The following is a 22319-nucleotide window of genomic DNA, read 5'->3' as shown; positions in this document are numbered from 1 at the left end:
TGGAGCGCTTGAGTTACACCACTTCGAAGGGTGTTCTGATCGAGGTCGATCAGCGCTACACCGACGTCTACCGCGACGGTGCGCGTGTGATCGCGGTGGTCGAGATCGCCGAGCCGCGCACCGATCACAAGGGCGTCGAGCGCTGCGAGATCACCTACCGGGTCGTCGTGCGCGACGGTGTCGAGCTGGCGCTGACCCGCGTCCAGACGATGGACGCCGCTCGCCTCACTGACACCCGCCTCTACCAGCTGGTCGAGGAGGCGCGGTGATGGTGCGCGAGCGTGTGGTCGACGTGGTGATCCCGGTCGTGCCGGACTCCGGCGGCAACGGCATCGGTGTCGTCGGGGCGATGGCCGCGATGTTCGCCGCGGTCGTGGTCTTCGCCGCCGTCGTGTGTGTGGTCGTGTCCTGCACGGATTTCGGGCCGGGCAGCACGATCCCGACCGGGGGCGGCTGCGCTCCGTTCTGCACTGCGACCGCGACGGCGACTCCGGGTGCGGGGGTGGCGCGATGACCAGCGTCGAGACCTGCACGGGTGTGCGGTTTTTCCAGCTGCACCGCGACCAGGACGTGACCGGCTTCTCGGGCACGGGTGTGGTCGCTGACGGCGTGGTGTGGCCGGACGGGGCGGTGTCCATGCGGTGGCGTGGCGAGATCCGCACCACGGTCGAGGCCGCTCGCATCGAGGACATCGAGACCATTCACGGCCATGACGGCGCGACCCGTGTGGTGCTGCTGGCCGATCTCACGGAAGGCGGCGCCTGATGGACCGCAGTGTGAAGCAGCCCAATGGCTCTGATTTCGCGCAGACCTGGGGTTACCCGGTCGCTGTCGCTGCTGCGATCGGTGTGGGTGAGGCGGCGGGGATGTCGATCCGGGTCGGTGAGGCCCTCTACGGCGGCCCTGAGCAGCATGTGTCCTGGAACCCGCTGACGATGGCGCTGAACCTGGCGACCGGTGATCTGGCGTGGACTGGTGCCGCTACCGGTGGTGCGGTCACGTTGGTGGCCGGGACCGCGCTGTCGGTGGCCGGGTCGGTGTGGGCGTGGCGGGCAACCTGCCGCAAATGCTCCCAGCTCTACCGCCAGCGCGGCCGGATCAAGCGCGAGGCCATCGACTCCCAGGCTCCGTTCATGGCCCGGGGCAAGGAGCTGGCCGACCTTCGCCGCGACGCGATCCTGGGCAAGGCGAAAGACCTGCGGGTGCAGCTGCGCGACGGCGACGAGCCGGGCGTGCTGATCGGCCGCACCGTCGCCGACGGCCAGGACCTTTACGCCTCGTATGAAGACCTGCATCTGGACATTTGGGGTCCGCGCTCGGGCAAGTCGACCAGCCGCGTGATTCCGGCGGTGATGGAAGCCATCGGCGCGGTGGTCGCCACGTCGAACAAGCGGGATGTGGTGGATGCGACCCGCAAGGCGCGCGCACTGGTTGGCGACGTGCACGTGTTCGACCCCCAGGGCGTGGCCGAGGAGCCGTGCACCTGGTACTGGGATCCGATCGCGTGGGTGGCCGCGAACGGCGGCAGCGACGCGGAGGAACGCGCCGCCAAGCTCGCCGGGCATTTCGCCGCGTCCGAAGACGGCGAGGACGCCAAGGGCGACAACTTCTTCCCCAAGGAGGGCGAAGACCTCCTCACGGGGCTGTTTTTGGCGTGCGCGATGGCCAAGCGCCCGATCACGCAGGCGTTCAAGTGGGTGACCAGGGTCAATGACCACGAGCCGATCGAGATCCTCCAAGCAAGCGGGTGCGACCTGTTCGCCGCCGCGCTGTCGGACCAGTACAACGCAGATCCCAAACAACGCTCCGGGGTGTTCTCCACGGCGAAGAAGATGGCGTCGTGCCTGAAGTATTCGCGGATCCGGCCGTGGGTCACCCCGCCGGCCAAGGGTGAGGCGCCGCGGCGAGCGTTCGATGTCGCGGACTTCGTGACCTCCCGTGACACCTTGTTCCCGCTGTCGGAGGAGGGCAAGGGCTCCGCGGGGCCGCTGGTGACGGCTTTGTGTGCGGCGATCGGCGACGCGGGCAAGAGCGAGGGCCGTCGTCATCCGGGCGGGCGGTTGCCGGTGCCGCTGCTGATCGTGCTGGATGAGGCCGCCAACATCGTGCGCTGGGCGGATCTGCCCAAGCAGTACTCCCATTACGGGTCGCGGGGCATGGTCGTGATGACGATCTTGCAGTCGTGGGCTCAGGGCATGCGCTGCTGGGGCGAGGCGGGCATGCGGGCGTTGCTGTCGGCCACCAACGTGCTGACTCTCGGCGCTGGCCTGAAGGACACCGGGTTCCTCAAGGACATGAGCGAGCTGGTCGGGCAGCACTACGAGCTGGTCACCTCGACCAGCACCAGCCACGGCAACGGCAACGGCAGCACCAGCCGTTCGACCTCCACCTCGCGCGCCACCGAGATCACCCTCGCCCCCAGCGATCTGGCCGCCTTGCCCAAGGGTCGCGCGCTGGTGTTCACCAGCGGGCACCGCGCCACTCTCGCCGCCACCGTGCCCTGGTTCGAGCGCCCCTACGCCGATCAGATCACTGCGGCGCTGCACGAGCTCGACAACTCCCACCCCACCACGTCGGCCGAACGTGCGCATCTGCGTGTGGTGCGGCCGTGGACCGATGAGGAAGGCAAGACCGCATGACCGACAACGCAACTCAGCCCACCATCACTGCCACCGACGCGGAGGCCACAGAACGGGTGGTGCCGCAGATGGATCTCGGAGAGCTGCTCGACACCGCGATCCGCAAGGCCGTCACCGCGCAGATCAGCGCCGAGGCCAAGAAGATCGCCGATGGCGTGGTCGCGGACATGCTGACCCCGGAGGTCATCGCCGGGATGCGCGAAACCGCGGTCCTCGAAGCCGAACTCGCCCTCAACCCCGCCCCGGAACCCGAGCCCGAGCCCGCCCCGGAACCCGAACCTGAGCCGGAGCCGGAGGAGGCCGAGGAGGAGCCCGAGCCACGCGAGCTGATGTTCCCGACGGTGAAGGAGTTCGTCGAGGACTACGTGATCGAGATCTATCGGCGCAAGGTGTCGATCCTCAACGGGCAGCTGCACTGGTGCCCGCTGTGGTGGGTCCACGGCGAGGTGGTCGCCCGGTTCCAGGCGCTGCACCAGGCGTTCGAGCACCTGCGCCAGGGTGAGGAGACCGAGCTCGCGACGTGGTGGCTGGCGTACTTCGACCCGATGATGGAACGGATCTTCGACAAGACCGGCCCGTTCGAGTTCTGCTCGGTCGCCGAAGGACACAGCAACAGGCTGCCGAAGCTGCCGGTCGTGACCGCCCCGCCGGAGGTCTTCGAGGACGACTCCTACGACCAGCAGGTCACCGCCTCGGGGCTTGTGGTGCCCGCCGCGCCGGTCGGGCACCGCCGCCCGATCTCGGGCAGCTGGGAGTTCCCGGGATGAGCGCGCCAGCCCTCAACCGAACCTCACGGGCGCGCGTACGCGCGGGCGCGCGCGAGGCTGATCGTAGCCGGGGTTCGTGGGAAACGATCACCGGCGCGCTGGAGCAGACGGTAGGCCCGGGACGCCCGTCTGGGGCATGGACCCGGTACTGCTGCCCCGCTCACGAGGGCGACGGCGGCCATCACCGCCCGAGCTTGGGCGTGAAGTACGACTCCGGTCAGCAGCGCACGGTGGTGCGTTGTTTCGCCGGATGCGACAACGAGGTGGTTCTCGACAAGCTCGGCCTGGCGGTGCGCGACATGTTCGACCGCCGCCCCGATCGCACCGGGCGCGACTACACGCCCCGCCCCCGGCCGCGGCAGCTCTCGCGCGCGGATCGGGCGATCGACGCGGCCGGGCTGCCGCTGGTGAAGCCGAAAAAGGATCTGGGCCGCCAGGTTTCGGCGTGGCAGCAGGTCGCCGCCTACCCGTATGCCCGTGAGGACGGCACCGTCGCTGGTGAGGTTGTCCGAGAAGAGGCGAAGTTCGCGGGCGGGCGGGACAAGCGCTTCCGGCAGCGGGCCTGGCGCCCCGGAACGGGGTGGGCCGACACCGGTTTCGAACCGCTGCCGTTCCAGCTGCCGTGCGTGCTGGACGCGATCGGTGACGGCCGCACCGTCTATGTCTGCGAGGGCGAGAAGGACGTCCTCGCTGCGCAGGCCGCGAATCTGGTCGCCACCACCAACGCCGGCGGTGCGCTGGCGTGGAAGCCCGAGCATGCGGCGTGGCTGCGTGGCGCTGCCACGGTCGTGATCGTCGCCGATAAGGACGCTCCCGGATATCGCCGCGCCGAGAAGGTGATGGGAAGCCTTGCCGGACTCGTGGGCCGGGTGCGGGTCGTGCAGGCCGCCACCGGCAAAGACCTCTTCGACCACCTGCAGGCCGGGCACGAGATCGGCGAGTTGGAGCCGATCCCGCATCTGGATCCCTTCACCCCCACCGGCCCGGCCGTGACTGCCGCGCCTGTTCCCGAAATCCCCGCAGCCGAGACCGATGTCGTCTCGGCTGTTTCGTCTTCACCCCAGGAAGGACCCTCCATGAGCAGCAGCCTCATGTTCGAACCCACCGCCCACCACCCGCAGCACGACGACACCGTCGACCACGTCAACGCGGCGTGGGCAGGGGTCATGCGGATGCTGATGCAGTACCTGATCGCCGCCGCGCGCAAACACCGCGAAGCCAGCCGCGCCAACGCCGAGCGCAAAGCCGCCCAGGACGCCGACGAGAAAGCCCAAGCCGAAGCGGAGCTGGCGGCGCAGCGCGCCGCCGCCGAGGCGCGGATTCAGAAGGTGCGTGAAGGCGGCCTCGAGAACGCCTCGCGCGCCGAAATCGCCCAGGTCGTCGCCGACGCCGCCGCGTGGGCTCCCGACAGCGAGGCCGCGCGCAAGGCCCTGGTCGAGCTGAAAGCCCATGTGGCCCAGCGCTACGGCATCGAGATCGACGCCATCACCGGTGAGGTCGTTCCCGAGGGTGAAGTGTCCCCGGAGCTGGCAGTCAGCCTGCAGGCCGCCGAGGTCGAGCGGGCATCGCAAGACCGGATCCGCAAGGCCCAGGAGCGCATGGTCGAGATGGTCGCCCGCGAGGAGCTCGACCAGTCGGTGAAGGAGGAGCTCTACGCCGAGATCGAGGCGTGGCGGGCCAACCCCACCGCCACCGGGCTGGGTGCGTTGAGCAAGAAGATGGCCGACAAGGGCGTCGGTGAGCAGACGGTTACCCGGATCCGGTTCGTCGCCGCCTACCTGGCCACCCCTGGCCAGCAGGTGACCGACGAGGAGCTGGGCGCCGTCTCGGCGGCGACACCGACTACTGAGCTGCGCAAGCTCGGTGCCGCGCTGGTCGATCCCGGGGAGGAAGCCAAACCGGGCATCGACCGGCTGTTCGCCTCCTACCAGGACCGGCTGAAGGTGGGCAACCGCAACCTGACCGCCTCGATCCGGGCGCAGCTGAACGAAGCCCTCAAGGTCCTGACCCCTGAGGATCAGGCCAAAGCCCGCGCCCGCGGCAACGAGATCCGCAAGAACCCGGCCGCCACGTACGCGCCGCTGTGGCCCGATCACGTGGACCGCGACGAGCTGGCGGCCGTGGTGCGCATGTACGCGACCCTGGCGCCGCAGGCCGACGCTGCCGCAGTGCGCGCCAACAACATCGACGACGCCACCGCCGCCGCGATGCGCAAGCAGGCCGCCAAACACCGCAAGACGATCACCCACGCCATCACCGACGGCAAGGGCCTGCACCAGTTGGAGAAAGACCAGCTCACCGCCGTGCTGCGGGACGTGGAGGCGGGCAAGGCCACCACGCCGGAGATGCTGTTCGCCGACGACCGCTCCGCCGCCGCCCTCGACGCCGAGCGGGCCGGGCGCATCGCGCGCGGCGCCACCCGCGCCCACCGCCAACACGTCGAGAAGCTGCTGGACACCAACGCGGTACCGCGCGCCGCGACCCGCCGCACCCGCGACGACCTCACCCGGGTCATGGACACCCAGTCCGACCTGGCCGCCGGACGCGCCAGCCTGTCGGACTACGAGCGCACCGGTGTGGCCGGCAGGTTCACCACCGCCCTGCAAGCCGCCGGGGTGAGCGAGCCGATGCGCCGCCGGGTCGCCGCACACCTGGATTTGGCCGCTGGGGAGGCCACCAGCCTGGGCAAGCAGGCTCAGCGGATCGCCGAGCGGTGGGAGCAGCGCCGCGAAGCCGTCGAAGCCGAACGGGCCCCGGAGAAACCGGCCTACGACAGTCCCGAACGCCGCGCCGAGTTCGCGGCCACTCTCGAAGCCGCTGGCCTGGACCCCGACCAGGTCGCCCAGCGCATGGCCGCCGACGCCGGACGCGCCAAACCCGCCTCCGCAGCGGTCAGGCGCATCCCGGACAAGGCCCGCAAGAACGCCCCCGGCGCGGGCGTGCAGCACACCCACCATCGCGGCAAAGGCCGCGGTCTCGACGACAACGACCTCGGCCGATGACCACCGTCGACCAGGCCCCGGACGAATTCCGCCAGGAGTACGGCTGGGGCCTGGCCCCGCCCGGTCTGAAAACCCGCCGTCAGCTGCGGGAGATGGGCAAAAGCCCCGGGCAGTCCCTCGTCGCTCTCATGGTCGGCAAGATCCGCGGTCGGCGTGTGGTGGCACGGCTGTTCGATCCCGACCTCGCCCCCGACAAGCGCGTGCCGAGTCCCGCGCAGTTGGAAGCGATCCGCAAAGCCACCCGAGAACACCAGCTCCGGGCCGCCGAACGACGCGGATTCTCCCGCGCCGAGATGAGCGCCCCGCTCGAACCTGCTCCCGGCTGGGAGCAGAACCCCACCCCGAAGGAAGAAGGAAATCTCATGTCAGAACCGAGCATCGATGTCCAGGACCAGCTGGGGCTCGACACCCCGACCGGGCACGGTCAGCGGATGGCGTACCTGCTGGCCACGGTCGCGGTCAACCAGGCCCGCTACCGCGACCAGCGCCTGGCGAAGGCTGTCGAACAGGCTCAGGCTGCCGGGCCCGACGCGGTCGACGAACTCCTCGCCAAGTCCGAACAGGGCCAGGCCCGCGCCGAGGCCCGCCTGGAGGCCAGGCGGCAAGACAATCCGACGGCGGCCGTTGCGGCGCTGGCCGATGCGCTGATGTGGCACCCCCACTCCGAGATCGCCACCAAGCACCTGCGCCAGCTCGCCTACGACTACGCCGAGCAGTGGGGCGTGCTCATCGACGCCGAGAACTTCGCCGTCGGCATCGCCCCGGACTTCGATGCGGTCGATGCGCAAGACCACGCCGAGGCATGGCGGCTGTTCGACCGCGAGTCCGCCGTGATGGACATCGTGTCCGCCATGCCGCTGCTGGACACCGCGAAGGATGCTGCGATGCAGGCCATTTCGGTATGGCGAGGAATCGGGATCTCCCCGGCCGATCCACGGGCGCATCTGCACGATGAGGCGAAGCGCCGGGATCACCTGAGCTTCGATCTGGCGGCGGCGAAGCTGCCCGAGCCCGACCAGGCCCGAGTCGAGTTCATCGTCGACTACCTGCGCGGGAACACCACCGACGTCGACCTGCTCGACAGCCCGGTCCTCGTCGACCCGGGCGAGGAGGCCCGCGGGCGGGTGCCGCGTCTGCTGGAGCTGTTCGCGAGCAACCCGAAGGCCGCGTCGATGGTGGGCGAGGAGATCTCGGTCATGACCGCCGCCGACCAGGACCGGGTCCGTCAGGCCGGGACGCAGATCGCCCGAGGCGGTGAGGTCGATTTCCGGCTGTGGCCCGATCACGTCGACCGCTACGAGCTCGCCGAAGCAATCACCGAGTATGCCGCCGATTACGGCGAATTGCGCAGCGTGGCCGACTATCTCGCCGACGACGGCTTCAGCGCCGAAGAACGGGAGCGGCTCGGCGCGAACGACATTCCGGGCGTCACCGACGAGACCAGCGACCGGATCACCCGCCTGACCCAGCAGCGTGAACAGCTGCGCGCCACGATCCAGGACAGCAAGGGACTGGCCGCGGTGGAGCGGGCCCAGCTCTCAGCTGTGCTCGCCGATATCGACGCCGGAGCCATCCGCGACCACAAGCAGCTGCCGGAGCTGTTGTTCGCCGACGAGCGCACCAAAGCCGACGCGGACGTCGTTCGTGTCGGTGTGCCCGCCTCCCGGCTCTCGGCCGCGACCCGGGAAGCGATCACCCAGCGCATCGAAGCGTCCGGCGTCGAGCCCCAGGGCTGGGATGCCGAACGCCTCACCCTCGCGGTGTCGGCGATCGGGGACTCGCTCTACACCGTGGCCTGCGGCGCCCGCGGCAACGGCGGCATCGCCTACGAACGCAAGTCCTACGCCGACAAACGCGCCCGCCTGAGCACGCAGCTGGCCAAGGCGGGCGTCGGGGAGCAGGCACGAACCGACATCCGGGAGCTGATCGACGAGCGCGCCCGCCAGGCTGGGGAATTGGGCAAGACCGCCGCGCAGCGCCAGCAGCAGTGGAAGGCCAAGCTCGATCGCGCCGTCGCCGACCGCAACGACTCCATCGCCCAGCGCCAGGCCGCCGCCGCCGGCCGCGCATCGGGCTCCGGGCGGGCCCGCGCACCCCGCCCCGACCGGGCTCCCGCCCAGGAGGCTCACGTGCAGGCCCAGGCCCGCGCTCGATCCCAGACCCGGGCCGCCGGGCGTCGTGAGCTGCACTCGCCGGAGGTCGGGCGATGACCCGCACCAATCCCTCGAACACCTTCCCCACCACGGCATTCGGAGACATCACCATGACCCGCACCGACGAACCCACCCTCGACGCCACCGCACTGGAACGTCACCAGCGGGCCGTGACCCGCATGTCGACCTCACGCGGGAGCCTGCTCACCGCACTGCTGGGGCCGACCGAACTGCTCACCCCGCATCACCAGGAGGTCATCGAGCACACCGCCCAGAACATCGAGTTCGCCCTGTGGCGGGTCGCCTTGATCTCGGACACGGCCGAGAGCATGGCGCTGTATCACCGTTCGCGGATCGAACTCACCGCAGTGCTCACCGCCGCCGGGATCACCGCGGCCGCGTTGAACACGATCAACCTGTTGCTCACCGACTGGGTCCGCGAAGCCGAACTCCTCGCCACCCACGCACCCGAACCGGTGGTGGCGCGGTGACCGAGATCGACGACATCGTCTACATCTACATCTGCGCCCGCCTCGACCACCCCGACGGCGCGGTGATCGACCTGTTCCAATCCGACCCCTGGGAAGAACACGGCGGCGACGGAACCATCGTCGGCCGCAACATCGAATGCTGGTGGGAATCACTGACCTTCGACGGCACCCCGCACGCGGCCGGGCCGGTCGACATCGGCGCCGCCGATGAACTTCTGCGCGCCTGCGGATACCAGCGACTCAACGACTGGACCATCCGCACTGGCCGATCCGGCGTCACCATCCACTCCGCCGACGCCCGGATCCGAATCGAGGACATCCGGTAACCACCACGCGAAGCCGGACAGCACGAACACAAGCGAGCAGGCCCCTGGGAGACCGAACCTCCCAGGGGCCTACTCGTACCCCACGAAACCACGGGCCGGCCACCGAACTCCAGGCGGGGTCCGACCTGCCCGCCCGCTGTCCTGAGCGCTCGAATTGCCGCCGGAAATCCGAGGTCGATGTCGGAGCAGCTCGATAGCGTGATTCGACCTATCGAGCGGACCATTACGGGAAGAAGCACATAGATGGCAGGGTGGCGTTCACTCTCCGAAAGAACATCGGGCAAGCCTGCGGGCGTCCTCTATGAGGGTGTGCCGGAGCATCTCGCTCCGAGCTTGATCTACTACCTCCAAGGCCTGTTCGGCTACCGCACGCGGCCCAGGAACGGTATATCCGCAATGCAGGACGGGCTGATGTTCAACGTCGCAGTTCGCGCCAGGATCCCTGTAAAAGTGGGTGTCGACGGAAGCCAGCTCATGAACAGCATCCTGGATACGTGCCTCAGTGACGAAGACAAGTTCCTCGATGTTGTGGATGCCGCCTTGAGTATCAAGCCCGACAGGTCTCTCGATCGCGTGCTGCTTGAAGCGGGTTCGGCGTGGACGGTGTCACCGGACGGCAACTCACTTCTGCGGCGTGTGGACGCTACCGCACAAGCCCAGTTCGCAGCCGCCTCTCAGCCCAGCGACGACGCCGCCCGCGAACTGAGCGAGGCATGGGCGCAGGCATACGGTCGCACCCCTGATCCGTCGGACGCATGGGATCACGCCATCAAGGCCGTCGAAGCGGCGCTGTGGCCTCTGGTGATTCCCAACAACCCGAAGGCGACTCTCGGAAGCATCGAGAAGGCGATCGAAGCGAAACCGTCCAAGTGGAATTTCGCGATCCCGAGCAACAGCATCGGCGGAGTCGAAACACTGCACGCTTTGCTGAAACTGATGTGGCCGAACCCTGATCGCCACACGACCGGCGCAACTCGCCCTCCGACTCAGCAAGAAGCCGAAGGGGTCGTTCAGATCGCGGTCCTGATCGTGCAATGGGCACGCGGCAACGTCCTCACCCCTGCTCCCTGATCCCAGTGCTCAGTCGCATGGTGGGCGCTGTTCGGTGGTATCGATGCGAAAGGCCCCGCCAGCTCTCCGGCGGGGCCTTTCTACCTGGGCATCGAGGTGCCCTGTGGTCAATGCGTTGCTCTACCGACTGAGCTACACCCCCCATGAGTGGAGGTGACGGGACTCGAACCCGCGGCCTTCGCAGTTGCACGAATCGTACACCGAGGCACCGACATCAAACGCTGCCGACTGGTCACTCCGTGGCGGGCGCCGCTTCCAGCTGGGCGGCTTTCACTTCGCCGTGCACGACGGCGAGGCTGACGCCGACGCCGCGTGCGATCTCGCGCAGCGACTGTCCTTCGGCGTGGCGGGCGAGGATCGCGCGGCGCTTGTCGGCGTCGACGACGCGCGGGCGCCCGCCTTTGCGGCCTCGCCGTGCTGCGGCTTGCAGGCCGTCGCGGGTTTTGCGGGCGATGTCGCGGCGGCGGTCTTCGGCCAGGGCGAGCGCCAGGTCCAGGATCAGGCTGCGTTCGGTGTGCTCGCCGGCGGCGATTCCGTGCAGGATCTTCACCGAAATCCCCTGCTGAAACAGATCGTTCAACACGATCAGGCCTTCCAGGAGGTTGCGGCCGAGCCGGTCGGCTTCCTGAACGGTGAGCATGTCGCCGGGGCGCATGTAATCGAGCGCGGCCTGCAGGCCCGGCCGGTCGGCGACCTTCAACTTGCCGCTGATCTTCTCCTCGAACACCTTCACGCAGATCGGATCGAGGTCGTCATGCTGCCGCGCGGTCTCTTGCTTGCTCGTGCTGACGCGAACGAGACCGACCAATGCCATCCAGACCCCTCCGAACGTTCGAGAAACGTGTTCGATAACCAGGTGGGACCCTACCGGAAAACGAACGGGTTTCCGAACATTCGCGCCTGCGGGTACGTCGCGCCGGTCCGCAGCGCGATGGGTGTTCGGTAGACGGTCGTTTTTCGAACACCCAGCGTCTCCATCGAAGTTGTACGGAAACGGAAAATCCGATACCTCAAGTCCTCCGCCGCCGAGCGGGACCAGGAACCGATCTAACGATGCAAGTGGATGGGCGTGACGGAGATCACTGTATTCATGGAGGGTGGGAAGGGGTTTCAAAAGCTTGACAGTAATGAGGCCGGTCGGGCTCCATTACTTCAACCCCACCCCACACCACCTCTGGTGGCTTGCCTCTCAAGGGAGAGGTGTGTCAAGAGCCAGAAGGAGTTTCGGTGGTCGAAATCGCCCTGGTGGGTGCGATCTGTTTCATCTGCTACCTCGCATTGTGCGCGGTGGTCGTTCTGCGCACCGGTAGCACTCATGGCCTGCGCCACGTCGCGCAAGCCGTCCGCGCCCTCCGCGATCTCGTCGTTCGGAGGCCCGAACGCTGAGTAGCGATTCGGACCGGCGATCTGTGATGCATGGGAACGCCCCGGAGTCGATGCTGCGGGGCTTCCTGTTCCACGGGGAGTTGACGTCGGTGCGATCAGAGCCGTTTTCGATGTCGGCGATGATCTGTAGCAATCCGCAACACCCCTGGTTCGACCGGTGAGGCTTACATCGTGTGGTCGTCGTTCGGGTCGAGCGTGCTGGTGGCCGTGGTGATCGACCGGGTGGTGCGCTCGATGGGCTTCAGTTCTTTGAGCGTGGCACCCGGGACACCGAGTTCGGCCATTCTGCGGGCGCTGGGCAGCACGCTGCGGCTGTAGGAGCCGATGGTCTTGTCGTAGTACTCGGCGGCGCTGCTGATGCGTTTTCCCAGAGCCTCGAAGTGGTCGGCCATGGTTTTGAGGCGTTTGTGCAGTTCGCGGCCGTGTTCCATGACCTGTTGGGTGTTCTCGGCTATCGCTTCCTGGCGCCAGATCAAAGCCACGGTGCGCAGCAGGGTGAGCAGGTTGGTGGGGGTGGCCAGCAGGACGTTGTTGCGGGCGGCGAACTCCCACAGGCTGGGGTCCTGGTCTTCGGCTGCGTACAGGAACGCCTCGGTGGGCAGAAACATCACCACGAACTCCGGCGTGCACGGCAGTGCTGACCAGTACTGTTTGGCAGCCAGCTGCTCGACGTGTCGGCGCACATGGCCGGCGTGTGCGGACAGCCGCTGTTTGCGTTCGCCCTCGTCGCGGGCGTCCTGGGCTTCCAAGAACGCCGAGAACGGGGCCTTGGCGTCGACCACGATCGTCTTTCCGCCACCGACTTTGACCAGCATGTCCGGCCGCAGCGTGCCTTCGGTGGTCTCGAGGCGTTGTTGTTCGAGGAAGTCGACCTGGTCGAGCATGCCCGCGGCCTCTACGACGTTGCGCAGCTGACGCTCGCCCCATTGGCCGCGTGTGTTCGGCCGACGCAGCGCGGTCACCAACAGCCGTGTCTCCTCCCGCAACTCCTTGTTCGCGCGGGACATGGCCTCGACTTGCTGAGTCAGCACTTCGTAGGCGCCGACTCTGTTCTTCTCGATCGCCTGTGAGTGGTCGGTGATCTTTTCCAGCTGCTGGATCAGGGGCGCGATCATGCCTTCGATCGCGGTTTTGCGTTGATCGAGATCGCGGACGGCGGCCTTGTCGCGTTGATCGACCACCTCGGTGACGCGCTGCACCAGCTGCGGCCCGGACTCCCGCAGCACTGCCGCGGTGACCTGCTGTACCTGCTGCTGCTCGTCGCGCACCATCGCCAACTGCTCGGCGGACCGCTGCTTTTCCGCGGCGAGTTCGGCCTCCAGCCCGGCCCGGGCGGCCTTGACGTCTTGGAGTTGCTGTTGCAGCACACCGATCTGCTGCACAGCAGCATCCCGCTCGCCCCGCATCAACTCGCCTGCCTCTCGGGCTTGCTGGGCCTGCTCAGAGGAGAGCTGCCGCACCGCGGCGAGTTCGGCCTCCAGCCCGGCCCGGGCGGCTGTGGCGTCCTGGAATTGCTGTTGCAGCACACCGATCTGCTGCACAGCAGCATCCCGCTCAGCCTCCACCCGCTCGACAGTTTTCTGCCCTTGACGTGCCTGTTCCTCGGCCACAGCCAGGCGCCCGCGACCGACGACAAAACCTGCAGCAGCGCACACCACCCCGAACACCAGGAACCCGAGGAACACACCGATACCGACCAAGCCGAACGCCTCCCGCACGACTACCGCGACCCAGCCCCCTGCGAGCCGGAGAAGTGGAACCAGGGCCCGCCGCCACCCCACCTGCGGGACCGGCGCCGATCATCACACGTCAGCGCGGCATAAGTCAGCGGGTCGGGAATTTTCGACATCGCTCCAAAGAGTCTGGCACTCACCGCATTTGCTGTGAATGAGGCATCTGGAGCGCACGGCGTCGGCTGTTGATGCTGCGTGCCGCAGACGGGTGAAGTCTGTCGATGCGGTGGTGGAAGCCAAAGGGTGGCAGCGTATTCCGATACGACCTCGACCGAAACGCGGCGCGGGCGTGCTGGTGCGTCGATCATGGAAGCAGTCGACGTGTCGGCGTTGCGCGCTGATCTCGCGCAAAAATTAAGTGCTACGCTCCTTGCGCTGTTCGATCCGTAAGTGGGCGGGCAGGGTCAGGGAGGGTTCATGAGCAAGCAGGCGGCACCGTCGGATTGGGAGATCGAGCGGTTCGGTGAGCTGGCACCCGCTGTGCGGGCGGCGGTATGGCGGGCGTTGCAGGCCGCGCACCGCAGGGCACTGGCCGGGCATCTGGGTTTCGGGTTGGACACCAACGACGTCTATGGGCAGTTGTGGCTGATCCAGAACGAGGAGCTGGCCAAGGCGCTCGAGGAGGTCACCGAGGTTCGCCGGAGCAAACCGAAGCGGGCCCGCTACGAGCTGACGATCATCGGCGCCAACAACATCATCCTGTACCCGTGGCGGTTCTCCGACGACGCCTACAGTCCAGTGACTTCCGCGCGGATGTCGCTGTCGAAGACCCGGGAGCAGTTGCTGGCACTGACACCAGCGGTGTCCGACCAGCTGAGCTTGGATCAGGCCGAACTCAGCGAGGAGGAGTTGGCCGCGGAGTTCCAGGATCTGGAGTCCTTCCTCGATGACGCCGCCCGAGCCGGGCGGATGGTCATCATCGCCTACGCCAGCAACCCGCACGCCGGTGTGCTGCGCGCCTACTGGGGTGACGCCTCCCAAGCAGACGGCAATGGCCGCCTGAACTGGAGTCACATGGAACCGATCCCACCTGTCTCCGAGATCGGCGAATCCAGCACCTCAGGCGCCGCGCCGGTGCGGCCGGCGGGTCCGGCCACCGGTGCGGTCGCGCGATTCGATCAGGCCCCGATGGACGAGATCCTGCTCTCGCCACGTAACCCGGCGACCGTGCCGGACGGCGGGCAGCCACCCACACCACAACCCGAGACTGGAAGCGATGACTGAACGATCCCAGCTGCGCTTGTTCCGAACCAGCCAGGACCCGAGCCCGGCCGCCGGGGTCGCGGAGGCGTTCGACGCCGCCCGCCTCACCCAGGCACGGCGGCTGGCGGGACTGACGAAGGCGGCGCTGGCGCAGCAGGTAGGGGTGTCGGGCGCGGCGGCTAGCCAGTGGGAAGCGCGGACGTCCCCGCCGCGGCCGGATCACCTCGCCCGCCTGGCCGAGGTGCTCGAGGTGCCGGTCGAGTTCTTCGCCGTCGGCCGCCCGTACGCGCAACTGGACGGCTCCGCCGCGCACTTCCGCAGCCTGCGCTCGACCAAAGCCGCCCAGCGCGCCAAAGCCGTCGCGTTCGTCGAACAGATGTGGGAATTGACCTACGCCCTGGAGAAACACGTCCAGCTCCCACCGGTCGACCTGCCGGGGTTCCTGCCCGACGACACAGACCACCTGCCCGACACCCCCGCGGCCGCCGCCCGGGTGCTGCGGGCACGGTGGGGGCTGGGCACCGGACCGATCCCGCACCTGGTCCGGACCATGGAGACACACGGGATCGTCACCACGATGGTGCGGTTCGCCGGCGCCGACACCGCCACCATCGACGCCTTCTCCACCTCCCGGATGCCGCGACCGCTGATCGTGCTGACCCCCGACCGCGGCAACGACGTCTACTGGCACCGGTTCACCGCCGCTCACGAACTCGGCCACCTCGTCCTGCACCGCGACGCCGCCCCCGCTGACCCCGAACAAGAACAGCAAGCCGACGCCTTCGCCGCCGAATTCCTCACCCCCGCCGACCGGATCCGCGATCAACTGCCCACCCGGGTCGACTTCACCGCGCTCGAGCAGCTCAGCCGTGCATGGGGTGTCTCCCTCAAATCGCTCATCTACCGCTGCCGAGAACTCGGCACCATCTCCGACGCCAGCGCCCGACGCGCCTACCAACGGCTCAACCAGCTCTACGAACTCGGCATCATCGGCCAAGACCCGGTAGCGAACTATCCCGGCGAAGTACCCAGCCTGCTGCACAAGGCGTTCGAGCTCGCCGAATCCAACGGCACCCTCACCATGACCGGCCTCGCCCGCGAACTGCGCTGGCGCCTGCCACGGCTGCGGCTGCTGCTCGGCCACCCCGATGAACGCCCCGTACTGCGCCTGGTCTGAGCCGAGCCCTCGACGTGCCCACGGAAGTGACGTGGGGGAAGGGCAGGGAAGTAGCAAGTCGTCAGTGCTGCTGACCGGGGCCCGGTCGTGCTGCGGGCCCTGGTGCCTGCGCTGCTGGAGCATCCCGCCCTGGCAGAGGTCGCGGTATTCCTCGCCGGTATCGACAGCAAGAACGGGGGTAGCCGCACGGTGGCCGAGGCGGCGGGGTTCGTCGCCGAGCCGGACGCGCCGGCCACCGGGCACCGGATGTACCGCTTCACCCGTTGAGCAGGTCCGGGCAGATCGCGGCCACTAGAGGGCCATGTGGGCGCCAGGCGGGCGGCTCGGCGCTCGGCGGTGCGTTGTCAGGGGTCAGTCGCGCGTCTTGTACGTGATGAGGTTGCCGTCGCCACGATGCGCCATAGACAGGTCGTAGACGTTCGGGTCGGCCGCGAGCTGCTTGAGCTTGATTTCGGACGCCTGGTCTCCCGCAGTGGTCGCCGGAAACGTGAGCTCGTGCTCGGCCATGCTTCACCTCTCGTGGTTGGGTTGGAATTACGCGAGGCTACGGCACCGGTCCGATATCGGAGTCCTGGACGGCGTGGTCGATGCCGAGTGGATGGACGGGGGTGGACGCCCCAGTGGAAGCCTGCCGCCGAAGCTCACCTCTGACCGGGAAGCAGGGCGGCCCGCTCCTCGTCGGTGAGGTTGATCAGCCATACCGCGCCCCACGGGTGCCTGCGGTTGTCGATCCACACCGCTGCCCGCGTCTCCCGCAGCAGCACCGCCCGCATGCGGCTGCGCTCGGGTTCGGCGATCGTCCCGGTGTCGAACTCGTCGAGTTTGGTTTGGCGCACGGTCGTCGCCCAGCTCACCTGGCTGGGGCTTCCGGTCAGCTCCGGCCAGCCCGCCGCGCGGGCCTTGGCGGCGTTGTGTGCGTTGACGGCGTCGTAGTCACCCACCCAACGATGGTGCGCCGCAGCCGTTCCGCTCCGCAACGCTTAGTGCGAGCCGCGGCGAGACACGGGTGGGTCAGAAGATGATCAGCAGCGCGAAGAACACGAAGAAGCCGAGCAGGCCGTAGAACAGCCACCGTCGGTGCAGCGCCACCTTGTCCGGGTCGGGCAGGATGCCCGCGCGTTCGAGCTGGCGCAGATGACGCAGGGTCACCATCTCCTCGGGTGTGAACGCCCGCGGCGGCTCCGACCGGCGCAACGGGCAGAACGGCAAGTCGTGCCACCCAATCGCGCAGTGCGGGCACAAGTACCGGTACTGGACCATCGCCACCTCTCCCCTTCCACGTACCCCGTCCCATGATGCGGTTCATCTCACCGCGCACCACCGACAATCCCCGCACACACCTCTCGCCTGTCCCCTCGACAGCCCCTCCCGCCCCACTTTTCGCCAGTCCTCGCCGGTCATACCTCTTGCATCCGAGATAACTTTCCGATCACGACGCCACTGCCCCCTGCACGACACATCTCTTGCATTCTGGCCGTTCACTTCCAGAAGGCCCCGCTCACCTGCGCGTCTGCGCCACTCCCACCCCGCTCACCGACCTACCGGCACCGCTGATCCCGCCGACGCCACTGATACGGGCCACACCTCTTCCACCATCAGTGCGCAACCGGGGAGTTTCGTCCGGCGAAATTACCCGGATCCGGGTCACACCTCCTGCACCTCCGTAGATCCCAGTCGGGAGTTTCGTCCGACGAAACGTCGGTAGCGTGGTCGATATGGACATCGACGAGCCGCGCGAGTACTGCCCGCGGTGCGGGTCGACGATCATGCAACCCGACCGCGGCCGCCGCCGCCGATGGTGTTCGGATGACTGCCGACGACGCGGCAGCGAGCAAGGCATCCGCGTCCACGAAGTCGTGCGGGAGAGGGAAGTGCGGCGGCCGGAACGGATCTCGCTCGAGCGGCAGATCGCGCGACTGCTGGAGGATCCCGACGCCACCGAACTGCTGCTGCGCACCCTCGCTCACCGCTGGCGCCACCACGGACCCGACACCGCCACGCGTCAAAGGCTCAAGCCGACGATCCACGATGTGTGGCAGGCATTCCACGCCGCCGCCGACCCGGACGCGGCGCGGAATCCGCCGGCGAAACTCCCGACTGTCGCCGCCGAACACCGCGCCGCCGTCGAGCGGGTGTTGTCCTCCCCCAGGTCGATCCGCGACGTGCTGATGCGTGTGCGCGACATGCTCGACGCCGGACAGTTCCGCGCCGGATCGGCGGATCCGGTGCACAACGGCATCGCCTACCTCGTGCGCCGGAACACCCCACCGCGCCACCAGCAGTTCTACCGAGCACGCGGAAACTGACCCCTGCTGACACCGGGCCGTGTGGTCCCGTGGCAAGCGAGCGAAGCTCGTGCGGCAGCACCTTCCAAGGCGACCAGGCACCCAGCCGCAGCATCCGCACCCTCCCGGCGGCCGCCGCCATTCCTCCCCCGGTCCTCCCCGAATCCGGTGCCACTGCTCGGCATTCCGTCCCGCCCCGTCCCCGGTTTGTTGACCACCCTCGGTCCAGGTACGCAGATCGAGGGTGGTCAACAAAACGGCAGCCCGCGAACGTAGGGGACGGGGCGGGACGCAAACACCGCAGCTCAGAGCGGATCGGCCTCGCGACTGGGGTAGCGATCAAGGTAGCGACCAGGGTCGCGATCAGGGTCGCGACCAGGGTAGCGACGGCTGCGCGAGGCTAGTCGCGACCCTAATCGCTACCCCTGGCTGTCCTTTGACGGCATTCGCCGCCTCGGCTGAACCATCCCGGCGTGTTCGGTCGACGGCACGCTGATATGGCTGACGCGGCGGCCGAACCCCTCTCCCCCGCCACCCTGCTTCAGGGTCTGGTCTCGAAGGTGTTTGCGTCCCGGCCCGAACCGGTTTCTCGACCACCCTTGATCCAGGTACGCAGATCGAGGGTGGTCGAGAAATCGGGGAGCTTGCGGACGAAGGTGCGGGCCGGGACGCAAACACCGCAGCTCACCGAGCTGCGAGGGGCTAATCCAGGGGCAACCCGCCATTGTTCAGCGCTCGAAACCGTGGTGCTCGGTGTTGGAGGGCCTACAGGCTGGGCCCGTGGTCGCGACCGCGATCGCGCCCGAGATCCGGTGGCTGGTACGGCATGCTGGCGCCGCGGCCGGGCTCGGGCGACTGGATCGTGCGGCGCGTGGTCCGGGGTTTGCTCTGGGTGCGGATCTGGATCTCGCGTTCGCGCTGCTCGGGGGTGAGTTGTTCGCGGCGAGCGTGTTCGGCTTCGACACCGTCGAGGTCGCGTTGCAGGCCCCGCAGGTGCGAGATGTCCTCGTCGAGGTCGCGCTGGTCCTTTGCCCGGGCTCCGCGCAGCCGCCATTGCTGCTGCTGCTCGTGGGCCTGGCGCAGGGTCGCGTCCCATTCGTGGACGGGCACACCGGTCGCCTTGGCCGCGGCTTTGGCGGCGGTCTCGGCGGCGGTGAGCTTCGGGGCGAGGTCTTCCAGCGCCCCTTCGGTTTCGGTGATCTGGGTGTGCAGCTTCTTTCGGGCCAGCATTCTGCGGCCCGGCGTCTCCTCCAGCTGCCACTGCAGATTCTGTTTCCGCGTGGCCAGGCGCTGATGTTCGGCGAGGATCTCCTCGGCGGCGGTGCGGGCCTGCTGCGCGGGCACGATCTTCTCGGCCTGCTTGCTCAGTTCGGCATTGTCGGCGAGGACCTGCCGCATGTGCGGGCCACCACCCGCTTGCCGATCGGCGATATCGGCGGCCAGCAACTCGACCTCGGTGCGGCGGTGCGCCAGCTCGGCGGCGAGCAGCTCATCGGTCCATCCGCGCGGCTTGAGATCACGGGAGGCGGATTGGGCGTTGACCACGCTCATCATCCGCAGCCGCGATTTCTCCTCGTCGGTCAGTTCGCTGTAGTACTTGCGCCGCGACTTGTCGGCGGCGGCCGGCATCGGCGGGGTGAGCGGTCCGCTCGCGGCGGCGAGGACCTTGTCTGCCCATTCCCGGTTCTGCTGCTGCTCGTGGTTGTGCTGCTCGCGCCGCTCTTGGCTCGGTGGGCGAAGCCGCACCGCGGTTTGGCGGTCGATGACGCGGTGCGCGGCGCGGCCGGCGGCGGCGGTGAACACCTGGGCGGCGTCGCGGTCCCATTGGTCGCGGCGGGATTGGAGTTCGCTTTCCCAGCTCGCGCGCACCGGGTCCAGATGCTCGCGGGTCATCTGTTCCACCGCTGTGGCGCGGGCGAGTTCACCGCGGGCCCGATGCGCCCGCGCGACTTGCACCGCGATGGCGATAGCCAACAGCAGAAGCATCAGCATCAGCGCCAGCAGCAGCACGGCCATCTCGGCGATAGCCTCACCGTCGCGGGCGCCACGCGAGGTGTGGGTGCGGGGACGCGACCCGGCGGGGTGAGCAAGAAGCAGCTGCGCCAGCTCCCCGAACGCGCTCGGGCGGTGCTCGGGTGGGGGCCGCCACCGGTCGGTGCGCCGCGCCAGCTGCGCCGAGCGTGTCAGCTCCAGCTGCGCCGCCGCGAACGCACCGGGTTGGTCTCCTTCGAGGGTTTCCGACCAGGCCGCGAAGACGCCAGCGGCCTGCCCGGCCAGCCACGCCCACTGGGCGCGGTCGCCGTGTGGGACGTCCGCCAGCCTGCTGCGCCACTGTTCGGCCTCGGTCGCGGCCCGCTGCCACGCCCCGACCCCGCCTTCCCGGGTCCGGCCCGCCTGCCCGCTGGTGCGGTTCTTCCACGCCGCCAAGGCATCGGCGCGCGCCTCGGGAGAGTCGTCCCATTGCTGTTCGCGCAGCGCGGTCAGCGACAGATCTCCGGCGAGTTTCCCGCCGCCGACCCACGGCCCGATCTCGCTGTCGCCTCGTTTCAAGCGCACCGAATACCCGGTCACCTCTGTGGTGCCCCCAGGTGCGTAGCGCGCCCGGACCGAGATCCCCGCCTCCCGCAACCCGGTCACGAACTCGGTCTCGGACTCGGCCGCGACCGCGTGCGCGCGCACCATCCGCCGCAGCCGCTCCCGCTCGGTCTCCGCAGTACCGAGCCGCTTGGCGCGCTCGATCTCCGCGCGGCTGTTCTCCGACAGGCCGCCGCCCTCTTTCCGCGACGCCAACACCTTCAGCCCGAACTCGCGCTCCAGCTCCCCGCAGATCTCATCCGCGCGGCGCCAATCGCCCTTGGCCTTGCCGGGCCCGTAGTCGTAGGTGGAGACCTTGCTGCCGTCCTCACGCACCAACGAAGCCGCGATGTGGATGTGGTCCTGGCCCTCGCCGTTCTCACCGGACAGCCCGTGGCGCACCGCCACCCACCGCGCCTGGGCGCGCTTGCCGTCCGGGGTGCCGGTGAATCCCATCCGCTCCATGAACTCGTCGGCGATCTGCTGCCACCGATCATCGGAGAGCTCCTCGCCCGGCATCAGGCTCAGCGCGCAATGCCACACCGGAGCATCCCGGTACTGCCCCTTCTCCCCCTTCCCGGCGGGCTCGATGACATCCAAGCCGAGTTCTCGCCCACCGACACCGACCGCCACCGGTTTGGCTTTCATCCGCACCTGCGTGCCATACAACCGGCGCGGGATCTCGATCTCGTCCGCGACAGCGAGAGCCACCTCCCGCGCCGCCGCGGTCACATCGTCACCGAGACCGTCGAAGTGCTCCAGCCACATCTCCCGCATCACCGTCGGCGAGCCCGCGATGATGTGCCGGTCCTTGTGCTCGTTGTGGTCACCCTTCCCCAACAGGTACACCACCAGACCACCGAGCTTCTGCCCCCGCCGGATCTTCGGAATCATCGCCGCGCCGCTTTCCGCGCCAACTCCTCCAGGCGCTCGGCGCGCTCGCGCAGATCCTCGGCCACGGCCGCCAGCTCCTCCGACACCGTGAACAGCTCCTCGTACAACTCCTCGGGCACCACGCCGTCGATATTCGCCAAGTGCACAAGCCGATTGAGGTTGCCACCGATCTTCGACACGTGATGCAGCCGCATCATGTCCAACGCGCTCGACGCCGACAGCAGCGACCGAACAACCTCCCGCCGCTGCGGCCACGGCAACCACGGCCCACCGTCCTTCGACGACGCCGCGGCGACCGGATCCACCGCCGACTGCACCAGATACCACGGCACCGTGCAGTTCGCCTCCTCCGCGAACTGCGCCACCTTCGCGTACTCCTCCTCCGACAACACCACCTCGAGAGTCCGCTTCGGCCCATCGATGTTCGGCCGGCGCCGCCGCCGACGAGACCGCGCGATGTTCTGCGAACGACGCGGACCACCCACCTCCGACTGCCCCGGCACGCCTGCCTCCGCGCTCACCGCAACCACCTCCTCCTCGGTCCCACCGACGCCCAGCGCAGCGACCACCCGTCCCCGGGTGGACCCCTCACCCCGTGAGGGGCATCCTCATTTACCA

22 protein-coding genes are annotated in these 22319 nt (G+C 68.3%); 15 read left to right on the top strand and 7 right to left on the bottom strand.

The features are described from left to right. Positions 1 to 8 precede the first annotated feature (8 nt). From AB0H00_RS30855 to AB0H00_RS30810, 10 genes are all read left to right on the top strand, one after another. The gene (locus AB0H00_RS30855; protein ID WP_357273241.1) at positions 9 to 269 is read left to right on the top strand and encodes a hypothetical protein; all 261 of its coding nucleotides are present in this window, start codon (positions 9 to 11) and stop codon (positions 267 to 269) included. After that, positions 269 to 514 (top strand): hypothetical protein, encoded by a 246-nt coding sequence (locus tag AB0H00_RS30850; RefSeq protein WP_357273239.1) that lies wholly within the window; start codon positions 269 to 271, stop codon positions 512 to 514. The genes AB0H00_RS30855 and AB0H00_RS30850 overlap by 1 nt, the downstream gene beginning before the upstream one ends. Then, entirely contained in the window at positions 511 to 765 is a 255-nt protein-coding gene (locus AB0H00_RS30845; RefSeq protein WP_357273237.1) for a hypothetical protein, read from the top strand. Before AB0H00_RS30850 ends, AB0H00_RS30845 begins: the two co-directional genes overlap by 4 nt. Continuing rightward, on the top strand, positions 765 to 2639 hold the full coding sequence (locus AB0H00_RS30840) for a TraM recognition domain-containing protein (protein ID WP_357273235.1): 1875 nt from the start codon (positions 765 to 767) through the stop codon (positions 2637 to 2639). The genes AB0H00_RS30845 and AB0H00_RS30840 overlap by 1 nt, the downstream gene beginning before the upstream one ends. Continuing rightward, entirely contained in the window at positions 2636 to 3406 is a 771-nt protein-coding gene (locus AB0H00_RS30835; RefSeq protein WP_357273232.1) for a DUF4913 domain-containing protein, read from the top strand. Before AB0H00_RS30840 ends, AB0H00_RS30835 begins: the two co-directional genes overlap by 4 nt. Beyond that, entirely contained in the window at positions 3403 to 6408 is a 3006-nt protein-coding gene (locus AB0H00_RS30830; protein ID WP_357273230.1) for a toprim domain-containing protein, read from the top strand. The genes AB0H00_RS30835 and AB0H00_RS30830 overlap by 4 nt, the downstream gene beginning before the upstream one ends. Next, a complete protein-coding gene (locus AB0H00_RS30825; protein WP_357273228.1) occupies positions 6405 to 8618 on the top strand; it encodes a hypothetical protein in 2214 nt (737 codons plus the stop codon). Before AB0H00_RS30830 ends, AB0H00_RS30825 begins: the two co-directional genes overlap by 4 nt. Then, positions 8615 to 9052: a hypothetical protein gene (locus tag AB0H00_RS30820; protein WP_357273226.1), complete on the top strand. Its 438-nt coding sequence runs from the start codon at positions 8615 to 8617 to the stop codon at positions 9050 to 9052. Before AB0H00_RS30825 ends, AB0H00_RS30820 begins: the two co-directional genes overlap by 4 nt. Then, the gene (locus AB0H00_RS30815) at positions 9049 to 9378 is read left to right on the top strand and encodes a hypothetical protein (protein ID WP_357273224.1); all 330 of its coding nucleotides are present in this window, start codon (positions 9049 to 9051) and stop codon (positions 9376 to 9378) included. Before AB0H00_RS30820 ends, AB0H00_RS30815 begins: the two co-directional genes overlap by 4 nt. 243 nt (positions 9379 to 9621) lie before the next feature. Continuing rightward, positions 9622 to 10449: a hypothetical protein gene (locus tag AB0H00_RS30810; protein ID WP_357273222.1), complete on the top strand. Its 828-nt coding sequence runs from the start codon at positions 9622 to 9624 to the stop codon at positions 10447 to 10449. A gap of 232 nt (positions 10450 to 10681) precedes the next feature. Here the strand turns inward: AB0H00_RS30810 and AB0H00_RS30805 are convergent, their stop codons facing one another. Beyond that, on the bottom strand, positions 10682 to 11263 hold the full coding sequence (locus AB0H00_RS30805) for a recombinase family protein (RefSeq protein ID WP_357273219.1): 582 nt from the start codon (positions 11261 to 11263) through the stop codon (positions 10682 to 10684). A 413-nt stretch (positions 11264 to 11676) separates the two neighbouring features. Here AB0H00_RS30805 and AB0H00_RS30800 point away from each other — a divergent pair, with 413 nt between their 5' ends. Beyond that, complete coding sequence (locus AB0H00_RS30800; protein WP_357273217.1) at positions 11677 to 11835, top strand: hypothetical protein; 159 nt, start codon at positions 11677 to 11679, stop codon at positions 11833 to 11835. 164 nt (positions 11836 to 11999) lie between these two features. Here AB0H00_RS30800 and rmuC read toward each other — a convergent pair whose 3' ends face one another. Next, positions 12000 to 13616 (bottom strand): DNA recombination protein RmuC, encoded by a 1617-nt coding sequence (gene rmuC, locus AB0H00_RS30795; protein WP_357273216.1) that lies wholly within the window; start codon positions 13614 to 13616, stop codon positions 12000 to 12002. A gap of 369 nt (positions 13617 to 13985) precedes the next feature. On the opposite strand from rmuC, the gene AB0H00_RS30790 reads away from it, so the two are divergent. The 3 genes from AB0H00_RS30790 to AB0H00_RS30780 all read left to right on the top strand — a co-directional run bounded on the left by AB0H00_RS30790 (position 13986) and on the right by AB0H00_RS30780 (position 16215). Next, positions 13986 to 14792 carry a hypothetical protein gene (locus AB0H00_RS30790; protein ID WP_357273213.1) on the top strand — a complete coding sequence of 269 codons (807 nt, stop codon included), beginning with the start codon at positions 13986 to 13988 and terminating at the stop codon, positions 14790 to 14792. Further along, the gene (locus tag AB0H00_RS30785) at positions 14785 to 15948 is read left to right on the top strand and encodes an XRE family transcriptional regulator (RefSeq protein ID WP_357273211.1); all 1164 of its coding nucleotides are present in this window, start codon (positions 14785 to 14787) and stop codon (positions 15946 to 15948) included. Before AB0H00_RS30790 ends, AB0H00_RS30785 begins: the two co-directional genes overlap by 8 nt. Positions 15949 to 16035: 87 nt before the next feature. Beyond that, complete coding sequence (locus AB0H00_RS30780; protein WP_357273209.1) at positions 16036 to 16215, top strand: hypothetical protein; 180 nt, start codon at positions 16036 to 16038, stop codon at positions 16213 to 16215. Positions 16216 to 16299: 84 nt separating this feature from the next. Here AB0H00_RS30780 and AB0H00_RS30775 read toward each other — a convergent pair whose 3' ends face one another. The 3 genes from AB0H00_RS30775 to AB0H00_RS30765 form a co-directional block, all read right to left on the bottom strand. After that, on the bottom strand, positions 16300 to 16455 hold the full coding sequence (locus tag AB0H00_RS30775) for a hypothetical protein (protein WP_357273207.1): 156 nt from the start codon (positions 16453 to 16455) through the stop codon (positions 16300 to 16302). A 134-nt stretch (positions 16456 to 16589) separates the two neighbouring features. Further along, a complete protein-coding gene (locus AB0H00_RS30770; protein WP_357273205.1) occupies positions 16590 to 16889 on the bottom strand; it encodes a hypothetical protein in 300 nt (99 codons plus the stop codon). Positions 16890 to 16959: 70 nt separating this feature from the next. Then, on the bottom strand, positions 16960 to 17208 hold the full coding sequence (locus AB0H00_RS30765; RefSeq protein ID WP_357273203.1) for a hypothetical protein: 249 nt from the start codon (positions 17206 to 17208) through the stop codon (positions 16960 to 16962). A 455-nt stretch (positions 17209 to 17663) separates the two neighbouring features. Between AB0H00_RS30765 and AB0H00_RS30760 the strand changes: the two genes are divergently transcribed. Beyond that, entirely contained in the window at positions 17664 to 18254 is a 591-nt protein-coding gene (locus AB0H00_RS30760; protein WP_357273201.1) for a hypothetical protein, read from the top strand. Between the two features lie 744 nt (positions 18255 to 18998). On the opposite strand, the gene AB0H00_RS30755 is transcribed toward AB0H00_RS30760, so the two are convergent. Both AB0H00_RS30755 and AB0H00_RS30750 read right to left on the bottom strand, forming a co-directional pair. Beyond that, on the bottom strand, positions 18999 to 21701 hold the full coding sequence (locus tag AB0H00_RS30755) for a hypothetical protein (protein WP_357273198.1): 2703 nt from the start codon (positions 21699 to 21701) through the stop codon (positions 18999 to 19001). Then, entirely contained in the window at positions 21698 to 22222 is a 525-nt protein-coding gene (locus tag AB0H00_RS30750; protein ID WP_357273196.1) for a hypothetical protein, read from the bottom strand. Before AB0H00_RS30750 ends, AB0H00_RS30755 begins: the two co-directional genes overlap by 4 nt. Positions 22223 to 22319: the final 97 nt, after the last annotated feature.

It is taken from the genome of Nocardia sp. NPDC023852 (assembly GCF_040639505.1).
Lineage (GTDB): Bacteria > Actinomycetota > Actinomycetes > Mycobacteriales > Mycobacteriaceae > Nocardia.
Note: the sequence above shows the minus strand (reverse complement) of the source record. Positions and strands in the feature narration are given on the sequence as shown.